Consider the following 11,568-nt stretch of genomic DNA (forward strand, 5'->3'; position numbering starts at 1 on the left):
GAGGGCATGAGCGGGCGGCAGAAGCTGCTGCTGGCGGTCCTGGCCGGGCTGCTGGTGGTGCTCTACCTGGTGGCGGTCGGCGGCGGCCGGCACGACCGGGGGGATCCGGCCGCCCGGCCCGGCTGGCTGACCCGGCTCGGCGGCGGCACCGCCGTCGACCCGGCCACCGTCGAGGTGGACTGCGCGCCGCCGGCGGCGCCGCCCAGCCCGTCCGTGGCGGGCACCGTGGTCACCTTCCGCACCGGCTGCGTGCTGCGCGTCGCCGACCCGGGTGGCCTGCGCACCCTGGTGCTGCGCAGCCGGGCGCCGTTCGAGGTGACCGCCCCGGCGCCGCGGGGCGCGCAGCTCACCGTGCACGACGAGGTGGCGCCCGGCGACGACGGTACGGCGGAGGCGACGGTGGCCGTCGACCGGAGGACCGAGGTGGTCCTGGGCTGCCCGGGAGGTGACGGATGCACGGTCACCGTCGCCCGGTCCTGACCGGCGGGGAGGTACGCCATGGGTGAGCTGCGCAAACCGTTCCTGCTGCTGGCGCTGCTCGCGGTCGCGCTGGTGGTGGGGCTGGAACTGGGGGCGGCGCTGCTCACCGGCGGCGGGGACGCCGGCGGCGCGCTGCGGGACAGCGCCGGCCGGCTCGGCGTCGAGGTGGGCGACGTGGGCGCGGTCGCGGAGCCGTCCGGGCGGGGCACCGGCCACCTGGCGCTGATCGACGTGGTGGCGCTCTGGACCACCGGGCTGTTCAGCCTGAGCCTGGTGGTGCCGGACCGGATCCAGGGACGGGTGCAGGGGGTGGCCACCCTGATCTTCTCGATCGTGCTGCTGATCGTGTCGTTCGTGCTGCTGATCGTGGCCTTCGTCGAGCTGACCATCATGGTCTCGCTCTTCCTGTCGGTGCCGTTCGGCACGCTGGCGTACCTGGCGCTGTGGGGGTTCTTCCCGGTCGGCGAGGCCTCCGCGCTGCTCGGCCTGGTGCTGCTGCTCAAGCTGGTGTGGGGCGGCCTGCTGCTGCTCGCCCAGCCGCGCTTCCTGCAGAACAAGGGCCTGGTGCTGCTGGCGCTGACCACCCTGCTCTGCACGGTGGTGCTGGAGTTCCTGCACCGGCTGGTGCCGGGGATCCTGGTCAGCATCACCGACGACCTCGGCGCGCTGGTCTTCGCCGTGGTGGCGCTCGTCTGGGCCCTGGTCCTGCTGATCGGCTCCATCCCCGCCATCGTCAAGGCGATCCGGACGACGGCCACCACCTCCCGCCCCACCGCCCGTACCCGCTGACCGCCGGCGGACGTGAGCTCCGCCGATCAGGCAAGGGCTTTCCCCCCGGGTCCTGCGGTAGCCTCTCGGCGACCGGGTGAGCAAGGGGGTGGCATGGCGACCTTGGCCGACGTCGCCCGCCGGGCGGGCGTCTCCCCCGCGACCGCGTCGCGGGTCATCAACGGCAGCAGCAAGCCGGTCGCGGACGATCTGCGCGAGCGGGTGCTCAAGGCCGTCGCCGAGCTGCGGTACGTCCCCAACGCGCACGCCCAGCTCCTGGCCCGGCCGCAGCGCAGCGTGGTCGGGGTGGTCGTGCACGACGTCTCCGACCCGTACTTCGCCGAGGTCACCCGGGGGCTGCAGCGCGTCGCCACCGAGCGGGGCCGGCTGGTCATCATCTGCAACAGCTACCGCGACCCGGTCCGGGAACTGGAGTACGTCGACCTGCTCCGTGCCCAGCAGGTCGCCGCGATCGTGCTGGCCGGCTCCGGCTACCAGGACGACGGCGTCAACGCGCTGATCGACGAGCGGCTCGCCGCGTACGCGGCCACCGGCGGACGGGTGGCGGTGATCGGCCGGCACCGGCACCGGGGCGACGCGGTGCTGCCGGCGAACGCCGCGGGCGGCCGGCTGCTCGGGGCGGAGCTGCGCCGGCTCGGTCACCGCGTCGTCGGCGTGCTCGCCGGGCCGGCGACCCTCACCACCACCAGCGACCGGCTCGCCGGCCTCCAGGAGGGACTGGCCGGGCCGCTGCCCCGGGAGCGGATCCGGTACGCCGACTTCACCCGCGAGGGCGGGGCGCGCGCCACGGCCGAGCTGCTGGACGACGTACCGGGGCTGACCGCGGTGGTGGCGCTCAACGACTCGATGGCGGTCGGCGCCCTGGCCGTGCTGCACGAGCGCGGGGTGCGGGTGCCGGCGGAGGTGTCCGTGGTCGGCTTCGACGACATGCCGATCGCCGCCGACGTGACGCCCGCGCTGACCACGGTCCGGCTGCCCCTGGCGGAGCTGGGCGCCCGGGCGATGACCCTGGCCCTCGACCCGGCCGCCGACCGGGACCGGGTGGAGACCCTCCCCGCCGAACTGGTCCGCCGGGACAGCCTCGCCCCCGCTCGCGCCTGACCGGCCGGCATCGTGGGAGTTCCGGACTCAGCCCTGGCTGGTGACGAGGGCCGCGAGGCGGGGGATCTGCCGGGGGTCCGCGAGGGCCGAGCCGACCGCCACCACCCGTACCCCGGCGGCTACGCCCGCGACTACGACCGGGCGCACGGCTCCCCCGCCGACGATGACCTACCACCTCGCGGACGCCCCGTGGGAGGGTTACCGGGTGATGGTCAACGGCAGCCGGGGCCGGCTCGACCGGGAGGTCACCGGGAGCGATCACGTCAGCCCGGCCCGGGCCCTCAACGAGTACGTCCTGCCCACCGCCCCCGGCCACAGCGCCACCATGCGACCGGAGTCCGTCGCCCACTTCCGCTTCCCGGACGGCCCGGCGTGGCGCTGACCGTGGGCACCGACCGACTCGGCCTGGCCACCCTGCGCCGGCTGCCCGTGGCCTGCCGGCCGCTGCTACGCCCCGGCGCCGTACCGGCCGGCATCGTCCACCTCGGACTGGGCGCGTTCCACCGCGCCCACCAGGCGGTGCACACCGAGGCCGCGGTCGGCGCGGCCGGCGGCGACTGGGGCATCATCGGCGTCGCGCCGCGCAGCACCGCCGTGGTCGAGGCCCTCGCCGCGCAGGACGCCCTGTTCAGCGTCACCACGCTCGCCGCCGAGGGCGCGGCCACCCGGGTGGTCGGCGCCCTCGCCGGGGTACGGCACGCGGCCAGCGACCCCGCCGCCGTGGTACGCCTGCTCGCCGACCCGGCGATCCGGGTGGTGACGCTGACCGTGACCGAGAAGGCGTACCAGCTCGACCCCGTCACCGGCGCGCTGACCGCCGACCCGGAGCTGACCGCCGACCTCACCACCGACCGGCCCCCGCGTACCGTGCCCGGGCTGCTGGTCCGCGGGCTGCTCGCCCGGGCCGCCGCCGACGCCGACCCGATCGCCCTGGTCAGTTGCGACAACCTGCCCGCCAACGGGCGCCGGCTGCGCGGCCTGGTCGGCCAGGCGCTCGCCCTCGCGCGGGTGCCCGACGGGACCGCCGCCTGGGTCGACGCCAACGTCACCTTCCCCGGCACCATGGTGGACCGGATCGTGCCGGCCAGCACCCCGGAGACCCTCGACACCGCCCGGCGGGCGCTCGGGGTCACCGACCTGGCGGCGGTGGCCGCCGAGCCGTACTCCCAGTGGGTGGTCGAGGACGACTTCCCCGCCGGCCGGCCCGCGTGGGAGCGGGCCGGGGCGATCCTCACCGACGATGCCGGCCCCTGGGAGCGGCTGAAGCTGCGCGCCCTCAACGGGGTGCACTCGGCCACCGCCTACCTGGGCGCCCTGGCCGGCGCGGAGACCGTCGCCGAGACCCTCACCCTGCCGCAGCTGACCACCGTGCTGCGCCGGCTGGTCGCCGAGGACGTCGCGCCGAGCTTCGCCCCGCCGCCCGGGGTGTCCGTGCCGGCGTACGGGGAGGAGGTGCTCACCCGGTTCGGCAACCCGGCGATCCGGCACCGCACCCTCCAGATCGCCATGGACGGCTCGCAGAAGCTGCCGCAGCGGGTGCTGCACACCATCGCCGACCTGCGCGCCGCCGGCCGGTCCGCGCACTGGGGCGCCCTCGTGGTGGCCGCCTGGCTGCGCTTCCTCCTCGGGTACGCCGACGACGGGCGCCCGCTGCCGCTGGACGACCCGCTCGCCGACCGGCTCCGCGCCGCGCTCGCCACCGCTCGGGACACCCCCGCCGGGGTGGTCGATGCCCTGTTCGCCCTGCGCGAGGTCTTCCCCGCCGAACTGGCCGCCGACGACGAGGTCCGGGCCGATGTGAGCGACTGGTTGACCGCCCTGACGCGGCACGGCGTCCGGGCCACCCTGGCCGGTGCGCGGTGACCGGCCCGGACAGCGGCAGCGTCGCGCCGATCCCGTCCGCGTACACGCTGGACGCCGCCAGCGCGGTGGAGTCCACGGTGACCGCCGGGGCCGGCACCGGCCGGATCAGCGGCTGACCGCCCCCTGGACCGGGCCGGCGTCCCACCCTCGGGGCGCCGGCCCGTTACCGCCTTGCGGAGCGTGGCGGTCTCTGCCAGCATCGTCGCCATGATCGAGAGAAAGGGCGTGCACGCCCTGGCGCGATGAGCGCGCGTAACCGGCAGCGGGCCAGGCGCCGCGCCGGAATCAGCCGGGACCCGGCGGCACACCTCGACCGCTGGCACCGGGCGGCGGAACTCCGCGACGACTGGCTCCGGACGGCGCTGTGCACCGCACCCGCCGACCGGGAGCGTGCGGAGCACGCCATCACCGGCCTCTACGCCCGGCTCAGCCGGCCCCGGCCCCGCTTCCACTGGGTGGCCAGCCCCCGGCAGGCCGTCGAACTGCTGGACGAACCCCCGGTCCGCTTCGGTACCCCGCCCGACGGGTCCGCACCGTGGCACGTGGCACACCAGCTCGCCGACGAGTGGGCCGCGCTCGGCCACCGGCTCGACGGGTCCGAGGCCGCCGGCCTGTCCTGGTGGCCCCGGGAGCGGGCGGCCCGCACCCTGCCGCCCGCCGAGGCGTTCGCCGCCGGCGCCAGCCTCGCCGACCTGCTCCGTGCCGGCGTACGCGAGTCGCTGCGCCGATCCGTGCACGACGCGGTACGTGACCCGCTGCGGGCCGCGCTGACCGAGGCGGTCGGCGAACCGCCCGGCCTGCGCTGGCACGGGCAGCACGACGTGCCCTGGGTGGCCCACCACGACATCCGGCGGCGGCTCCGCCCGGGCGTGTTCGCTCCCGACGACGAACGCCACCTCGACCTGTGGGCCGAGGTGGCCCGCTCCGGCGGCTGGTGGTGGCCGCGGGAGCGGGTGTGCGTGCTGACCGAACGGACCACCGTCACGCACACCGAGGCGGCGCCGGGCGCCCTGCACGGCGAGGTCCGCACCCACAACCGGCACGGCGTGGCCGTCGGATACGCCGACGGCTGGGGTGGCCACTCCTGGCACGGCACCGCCGTACCGGGCTGGGTGATCCACGAGCCGGCCGTCGAGCGGATCGCCCGGGAACGCAACGTCGAGGTACGCCGGTGCGCCATCGAACACCTCGGCTGGGACGCGTACCTCGAGCAGGCGCGGTTGCGGCTGGTCGCCGAGGCGCCCGACCCCGGCAACCCGGGCTGCCGGCTCCAGCTCTACGACCTGCCCCGCCGGGTGTGGGGCGCCCCGGCCCGGGTGCTGCTGGCCGTCAACGGCTCGGTCGAGCGCGACGGCCGGCGCCGCCGCTACGGCCTCACCGTCCCCGCCCACCTCGACGATCCCGTCGCCGCCGCCGGCTGGTCCTACGGCCTGACCGGCCAGCAGTACGCCCTCCTCCTCCGCCGAACCTGAAGGTGACCGCCATGACCATGACCATGCCCCTGACCCTGGCCGACCTGACCGGCCGTACCGGCCTGACCGTGCTCGACCACCTCGAACAGCAGGTGCGGATTCCCGTCCTCGACGGCCTCCAGGCCCAGGGCGACCTGATCGTCGTCCCGCTGGCCGTGCTGGACGACGTGCACCTGGCGGCCCAGGCGCGCTGGCGTCCGGTGCCGCCGGAGGGGGTGGAACTGCTGCGCGGGGCGGCCGGCGGCAACCCGCACACCCTGGTCGCCGAACCGGGCGACGCCCGGTGGACCACGGACGTCACCGATCCGGAGCGCCTCGCCGTCGGCGTGCTGCGCTGCACCGGGCCCACGTACCTGGTCCACCCCGAGCACGGCGGCTCCGGCGTCGCGCCGGGGACGTACCTGGTCCGCCGGCAACGCGAGCGCAGCACGGGCTGGGGTGGCGGCGACTTCCTGGTCGCCGACTGATCCGTTCCCCTTCCGGCCGCTGCGCCGCCGGGAGGGGACCTCGCCCGCCTTTGCTCTGCAGCCATCGGCGCAGCGGCGCCTCCGGGGGTGCCCGCTGCGTGCGTGGCTGCAGAGCAAGGGAGTTGCGGGAGCCCGGCCGGGCCGTCCGCCGGACCGACGGGGCCGGCGGGCGGGCCGGTCAGGACCGCTCGGCCGCCGCCTCCCGCTCCCGGCGGGCGGCCCGGCGGGAGCGGATCACCCGCACCGCCACCAGCAGCAGCACCAGGGCCAGCACGGCCTCGCCGCCCCAGCCGAGCCGCCGCTCCAGCACCCGGTACGACGCGCCGGCCAGGTAGCCGAGCACGGCCACGGTCACGGCCCAGAGCGCGCCGCCGGCCACGTTCGCCGCGGTGAACGGGCCGCGGGGGATGCCGCTCATCCCGGCCAGCCCGGGCACCAGCGCGCGCAGCGCCGCCGCCCACCGGCCGAGCACCACCGCCATCGCGCCCCGGCGGCGGATCAGGTCCAACGCTCGCCGCAGCTCGCCGGAGCGGACGAACCGGCGGGGCGTACGCGCCAGCAGCCGTCTCCCGTAGCGGCGACCCACCAGGTAGCCGACCTGGTCGCCGAGCGCCGCCCCGGCGACGGCCGCCACGATCACCGCCCACAGCGGCAGCCGCCCCTCGTGGGCCAGCACCCCGCCGACCAGCACCGCGACCTCGCCGGGCACGACCAGGCCGAGGAAGGTCGACGCCTCCAGCGCCGGCAGCAGGAAGACCAGGGCCAGGACCAGGGCGGGCGGCAGCGCCACCAGCAGGTTCAGCACCCGGTCCATCCGCCGATTGTCGCCCGCCGCCCGCCGGCCCGCCGGCCGTCCGCCCGTCCCGCCGATGGCCGTCCGCCGAGACGGGCACCGCAGGTACCCCGCATGATCCTCCGGGAGGGCACCGCCGGGGACCAACCCCCGGGTCGGGGAATGAACCCCGTCCGCACCGGGGACAATGGTCGAGGACGGGACGGTGACAGCGAGCGCCCCGGCCCGGAGACGGGCACGGGACAGGGGGCCGAACGTGGAGGGTGGGACCGCCGCCGAGACCGGCGGCGAGGGGAAATGGGTCCCCCCGCACCGGCCGGGCCCGGTCCTCAGCCTCACCCTGCCGGCCGACCCGGGGCAGCTCGCGCCCACCCGGCAGCGGCTGCGCGGCTGGTTGCACGCCCTGGGCGTGGACGAGTGGGACGTCGAGACGGTGCTCATCGCCACCGGCGAGGCCTGTGCCAACGCCATCGAGCACGGCTACCGGTTCGCCCCCGGCGGGATCACCACGCTCCGGGCGGAGCTGCGCGACGACCGGCTGGAGATTGAGGTACGCGACCACGGCGGCTGGCGGGAGAGCGCCGCCGGGGAGGGCACCGACCGGGGTCGGGGCCGGCTGATCATGGCGCGGGTGATGGATGAGGCGACCATCGTCGGCACCCCGGACGGGACGACCGTACGCCTGGTGAAGCGGCTCTCCGGCGACCGCTGACAACCGTCAGGTGGACGACGGCAGGCCCCAGCCGGTAGTGAAGATCCGCTATAAGTGGACCATGGAGTTCCCCGCGTACCTGGCCAGCATGCCGATGCACGCGATCACCGAGATCCACGGCGAACCGGGCCTGCTGGCGCGGTTCCGCCTGGAGATCGAGGCGTTCGACGACGCCGCGCGGGAACGGCTCACAGCGGCCCTCGAACTGGCCGCCGACCTGCACCGCCATGACCGGCGGGTACGCGAGCCGTACCTCAACCACCTGCTCCGGGTGGCGATCCGGATGATGCACCACTACCAGGTGCGGGACGTGGACGTGATCGTCGCCGGCCTGCTGCACGACGCGGTGGAGGACCACCCGGCCGAGCTGGCCGGCCTGGACGCCCTGCGACCGCCCCAGCTCGGCGCGTCGGACGCCGCGCCGCGACCCGTCGCCGACGACCCGACGGCGGCGGCCCTCGCGGCGCTCGCCGACCGGTTCGGCCCGCGCGTCGCCCGCCTGGTCGCCGCGGTCACCAACCCGGCGTACGACCCGGGGCGCGACAAGAACGTCCAGTACCGCGAGCACGTCGCGGCGAGCCTGGACCGGGAGCCCTGGGCCCGGGTGATCAAGGTGTCGGACTTCACCGACAACGGGGTGGGCGTGATCCACACGGTAGGGCCGAAAGTGGCCCGGTCGGCCGCCAAGTACCGCCCGCTGGTGCCGGTCTTCCGGGACCTGATCGCCCGGCCGGACACCCCGCTCTCCGCCCCGGTGAAGCGGCACATCTTCGCCCAGCTCGACCTGGCCGAGGAACGCTTCAGCGCCATCCTCGACCACCCCAACTGACCACCCACCTCCCGCCCCATCCGCCGCCACCGTCGCCCCGCCGTCGCCGTCATCCCAAGATCCGCGCTAGTTCACGGAAAGAGTGCCCACCACCTGCGCGGAAGCCGCTCTTTCCGAGAAACAGGCCCCTCACGACGGCACCGCCGGACCACCGCACCCGCGGCGGCATCCGCCGCCCCAACGTCCGCGCTAATACACGGAAAGAGTGCCCACCACCCGAGCGGAAGCCACTCTTTCCGAGAAACAGGCCCCTCGCGGCGCCGAGTCAGCCTCGTGGCGCTTCCCTGCGCGCCCGGTCGAGCCGCACAGGCCACGGCGGCGCGGGCCAGGACGGCGCGAGCCAGGAATGCTCACCAGACGGGCGTGGCAGACGGGCGGCGCGGCAGACGGCCGGCGTGGCAGACGGGGCCGGGCGGGGTGGGCGGCGGGGAGTGGGGGGTCAGGAGAGGTCGGTGGGTGGGGCGCCGACGTGGCCGCCCAGGGCGGCGGCGATCCGGTGCCGCAGGGCGGGCAGCCGGTCCGCCCGGTCGCGCAGCAGCACCCGCAGCGAGTGGTGCCCGCCGGCGGCGACCCCGCCCAGCACGTCGAGCAGGGTGCCCAGCTGCGCGGGCGGCTCGTCGGCGAGCAGCTCTCCGGCGTCCCGGACGACCAGGGTGAGCGGTCCGGCGTCGAGCCGGTCGGCGAGCACGTCGGCGAGCGCGTCCCAGTTGCGGCCGAAGTGGTCGGGCAGGGCCAGGGCCGCGGTCAGCGCGTCGAAGAGACCGGACCGGGTGCGGGCAGCCGCCCCGCCCAGGGCGGTGCCGGCCGGGTCGGCGCCCGGTCCGCCGTCGAAGGCCAACCAGGACGGCAGGTACGGGTCCGCTGCGGCCATCCGTTCATCCTCTCCCGTCGGGCCGGCCGGGCCGCCCGGTGCGACCCGACCTCCCGACACCATGTCAGAGCAGGTAGAAGTTCGCGTAGTGATCGGGCGAGAACCAGGTCGCCCCGGTGCTCTTGTTGACCACGATCCGGTACGCGTCCCGGGACGCGCCGCAGGCGCGCGGGTAGACGTCGTACTCGTAGTAGGTGGCGTTGGTGGGGAGCTGGCCCTCGTAGTTGTAGAACCGGCCGCCGGCGAAGTTGCACAGGCCGCCGCTCCAGGAGTACCAGCCGCGGGTGGTCGGGAAGCCCTTGGCGGACCAGCCGGAGCGCGCGGCGCGGGCGTCCGTGCAGCGGGTCATCGTGCAGGAGCTGTAGACGGCGGCGTGGGCGGGCTCGGCGAGCTTCGGTGACACCACCGAGGGGCCGACGAGGCCGGTGGTGACCATGGCCGTGAGCAGGGCGAACGCGCCGAGGATGCGGCGTACGCGGGCGCCGGTGGCGCGGAGCGGGGTCGCGAGCGTGGTCAAGGGGTCCTCCCGGTCTGGGCGACTAGACATCGATCGGTGTCGCTTTACCGATCGGGCCCCAGTCTGGCGGTGATCCTCTCGGACGGACAAGCCCTCGGCGGAAACCGTTGCCCAATGCCCGGTGAACGATGGATGAGCCACCCGGGCCGGACGTCCCCGCCCGGCCCGGGGACCCGGTCAGCAGCCGATCCGGGTCGTGCCCAGCGCGACGTCGTCGAACCAGAGGGTGTCCGCGGCGCCGCCGTAGCTCTCCCAGCCGAGTTTGAGATCGGTGAGCTGCGGACGCCAGGTGCGGTTGTACCACTGGCCGTCGAGGTCGTGGGTCGGCACGCCATCCGCGGTCAGGCCGGTGATCGCGACTCCGTCCAGCCAGGTCCGCAGTTGCCCGGTGCCGCCGTCCACCAGGAACTCCAGGCAGGACCAGCGGCCGGTGGGCAGCGGCACGCTCAACGCCACCCCGGCCGGGCTCTGCTCCGGGAGGGTGGCGTCGTCGGACGCCCGGTTCCACTGGAGGGCCCCGTTCTGTCCGCCCATCCGCAGGTCACGGTTGCCGTCTGCGGCGTCGGTCATGGCCAGCAGGGTCACGTGGTCGGCCGGCAGCGCCGTGGTGTGCCGTACCCAGAACCGGCCGTAGCGGACGGCGCCGAGGGTGCCGAGGTCGCGGTTCGCGCGGACGAAGACGTGGTTGCAGTAGCCGCCGGCGCCGTCGATCCGGACCGCCCGGGTGCCGCTGTGGGCGGTGCCGGTGTCCACGGCGGCGGTGCCGGCGCCCGCGCAGTCGGGGCGGACCACGCTCCACTCCCCCGCCGGGGTCGGACCGGTCTGGCTCTCGAAGCCGTCGCAGAGCACCGCGCTCCCGCATCCGGTCGGCGGCGGGAGGGTCGGGGTCGGCGACGGGGTGGTGGTGGGCGACGGCGAGGTCGGGACGGGGCTGCTCGGCGGCGCGGTGGTCGGCGCGGGCGGGGCGCCGTTGCACGGGACGCCGTTGAGCGTGAAGCCGGTCGGGGCCGGCGCGGCGGGCCCCACCGTGCCCTGGACGCCGAACTCGGTGGCGCCACCGGCCGGCACGCTGCCGTTCCAGGCGGCGTTGCGGGCGGTGACGGTCGTGCCGGACTGGCTGACCACGGCGTTCCAGGCGCCGGTGATCCGCTGGTCGCCGGGGTAGGTCCAAATGACCGTCCAGGCGCTGAGCGGGGTGTCGCCGGGGGCGACGCGGACCGTGGCGGTGAACCCGCCCGGCCATTCGTTGGGGCGGTAGTCGATCTGGCACCCCTGGGCCGCGGCGGCCGGGCCGGCGACCAGCGGGGCGACGCCGACGGCGGCAGCCAGGGTGACCATGGCCGCGGCGAGCGGGGCGAGGCGGGCGTGGGAGATCCTCATCGAGGGTCCTCTCGGCGGACCGCCGGCCGGTGGCCGGCGGTGCGAAAGCTGCGGGGACCTCGCGTGGCCGCACGCGCGCCACGGCGCGTACGGGGAATGCCCGGCTCGGGGCGACGACCGCGCCCCGGCCAATGTAGTGATGTTCGACGATGCCTGGCAAGGGGGGTGGGGGGGGGGGGGCGGGGCCCGCCCCCCCCCCCCCCCGCCGGGGGGGGGGGGGGCGCCGGGCCCCCCCCCCCCCCCCCGTGTTTGGCAGGCCCGCGGGCGGGGGGGGGCCCCGCCGCGCGCCCGGGG

General features: G+C 76.1%; 12 protein-coding genes and 1 pseudogene. 9 read left to right on the forward strand and 4 right to left on the reverse strand.

From position 1 onward, the window contains the following. Positions 1 to 6 precede the first annotated feature (6 nt). From ACGFI9_RS02105 to ACGFI9_RS02135, 7 genes and pseudogenes are all read left to right on the forward strand, one after another. On the forward strand, positions 7 to 480 hold the full coding sequence (locus ACGFI9_RS02105; protein ID WP_393173908.1) for a hypothetical protein: 474 nt from the start codon (positions 7 to 9) through the stop codon (positions 478 to 480). 18 nt (positions 481 to 498) lie between these two features. After that, positions 499 to 1,269 (forward strand): hypothetical protein, encoded by a 771-nt coding sequence (locus tag ACGFI9_RS02110; protein ID WP_393173910.1) that lies wholly within the window; start codon positions 499 to 501, stop codon positions 1,267 to 1,269. Between the two features lie 93 nt (positions 1,270 to 1,362). Continuing rightward, entirely contained in the window at positions 1,363 to 2,370 is a 1,008-nt protein-coding gene (locus tag ACGFI9_RS02115) for a LacI family DNA-binding transcriptional regulator (protein WP_393173912.1), read from the forward strand. Between the two features lie 160 nt (positions 2,371 to 2,530). Next, a pseudogene (locus tag ACGFI9_RS02120) lies at positions 2,531 to 2,752 on the forward strand (hypothetical protein); the annotation flags it as partial. Continuing rightward, complete coding sequence (locus tag ACGFI9_RS02125; protein WP_393173914.1) at positions 2,743 to 4,233, forward strand: mannitol dehydrogenase family protein; 1,491 nt, start codon at positions 2,743 to 2,745, stop codon at positions 4,231 to 4,233. The pseudogene ACGFI9_RS02120 and the gene ACGFI9_RS02125, both read left to right, overlap by 10 nt. A 242-nt stretch (positions 4,234 to 4,475) precedes the next feature. Further along, positions 4,476 to 5,705, forward strand: a complete 1,230-nt coding sequence (locus tag ACGFI9_RS02130) for a DUF6745 domain-containing protein (protein ID WP_393173916.1) — start codon at positions 4,476 to 4,478, stop codon at positions 5,703 to 5,705. Between the two features lie 11 nt (positions 5,706 to 5,716). After that, the gene (locus ACGFI9_RS02135; RefSeq protein ID WP_393173918.1) at positions 5,717 to 6,172 is read left to right on the forward strand and encodes a hypothetical protein; all 456 of its coding nucleotides are present in this window, start codon (positions 5,717 to 5,719) and stop codon (positions 6,170 to 6,172) included. Between the two features lie 178 nt (positions 6,173 to 6,350). Here ACGFI9_RS02135 and ACGFI9_RS02140 read toward each other — a convergent pair whose 3' ends face one another. Then, positions 6,351 to 6,986, reverse strand: a complete 636-nt coding sequence (locus ACGFI9_RS02140; protein ID WP_393173920.1) for a DedA family protein — start codon at positions 6,984 to 6,986, stop codon at positions 6,351 to 6,353. A 235-nt stretch (positions 6,987 to 7,221) separates the two neighbouring features. Between ACGFI9_RS02140 and ACGFI9_RS02145 the strand changes: the two genes are divergently transcribed. Next, on the forward strand, positions 7,222 to 7,677 hold the full coding sequence (locus ACGFI9_RS02145; RefSeq protein WP_393173922.1) for an ATP-binding protein: 456 nt from the start codon (positions 7,222 to 7,224) through the stop codon (positions 7,675 to 7,677). Positions 7,678 to 7,738: 61 nt separating this feature from the next. After that, entirely contained in the window at positions 7,739 to 8,506 is a 768-nt protein-coding gene (locus ACGFI9_RS02150; RefSeq protein WP_393175201.1) for an HD domain-containing protein, read from the forward strand. 439 nt (positions 8,507 to 8,945) lie between these two features. On the opposite strand, the gene ACGFI9_RS02155 is transcribed toward ACGFI9_RS02150, so the two are convergent. From ACGFI9_RS02155 to ACGFI9_RS02165, 3 genes are all read right to left on the reverse strand, one after another. Continuing rightward, the gene (locus ACGFI9_RS02155) at positions 8,946 to 9,377 is read right to left on the reverse strand and encodes a barstar family protein (protein ID WP_393173924.1); all 432 of its coding nucleotides are present in this window, start codon (positions 9,375 to 9,377) and stop codon (positions 8,946 to 8,948) included. A 64-nt stretch (positions 9,378 to 9,441) separates the two neighbouring features. After that, on the reverse strand, positions 9,442 to 9,894 hold the full coding sequence (locus tag ACGFI9_RS02160; RefSeq protein WP_393173926.1) for a ribonuclease domain-containing protein: 453 nt from the start codon (positions 9,892 to 9,894) through the stop codon (positions 9,442 to 9,444). A gap of 177 nt (positions 9,895 to 10,071) precedes the next feature. Next, complete coding sequence (locus ACGFI9_RS02165) at positions 10,072 to 11,274, reverse strand: cellulose-binding domain-containing protein (RefSeq protein ID WP_393173928.1); 1,203 nt, start codon at positions 11,272 to 11,274, stop codon at positions 10,072 to 10,074. Positions 11,275 to 11,568 lie beyond the last annotated feature (294 nt).

Origin of the sequence: Micromonospora sp. NPDC048930, from assembly GCF_043197935.1 — a bacterium.
Classification (GTDB): Bacteria; Actinomycetota; Actinomycetes; order Mycobacteriales; family Micromonosporaceae; genus Micromonospora.

Coding starts and splice junctions, on each gene's coding strand:
- ACGFI9_RS02105 (WP_393173908.1), top strand. CDS start 7: ATGAGCGGGCGGCAGAAGCTGCTGCTGGCGGTCCTGGCCGGGCTGCTG.
- ACGFI9_RS02110 (WP_393173910.1), top strand. CDS start 499: ATGGGTGAGCTGCGCAAACCGTTCCTGCTGCTGGCGCTGCTCGCGGTC.
- ACGFI9_RS02115 (WP_393173912.1), top strand. CDS start 1,363: ATGGCGACCTTGGCCGACGTCGCCCGCCGGGCGGGCGTCTCCCCCGCG.
- ACGFI9_RS02130 (WP_393173916.1), top strand. CDS start 4,476: ATGAGCGCGCGTAACCGGCAGCGGGCCAGGCGCCGCGCCGGAATCAGC.
- ACGFI9_RS02135 (WP_393173918.1), top strand. CDS start 5,717: ATGACCATGACCATGCCCCTGACCCTGGCCGACCTGACCGGCCGTACC.
- ACGFI9_RS02140 (WP_393173920.1), bottom strand. CDS start 6,986: ATGGACCGGGTGCTGAACCTGCTGGTGGCGCTGCCGCCCGCCCTGGTC.
- ACGFI9_RS02150 (WP_393175201.1), top strand. CDS start 7,739: ATGGAGTTCCCCGCGTACCTGGCCAGCATGCCGATGCACGCGATCACC.
- ACGFI9_RS02155 (WP_393173924.1), bottom strand. CDS start 9,377: ATGGCCGCAGCGGACCCGTACCTGCCGTCCTGGTTGGCCTTCGACGGC.
- ACGFI9_RS02165 (WP_393173928.1), bottom strand. CDS start 11,274: ATGAGGATCTCCCACGCCCGCCTCGCCCCGCTCGCCGCGGCCATGGTC.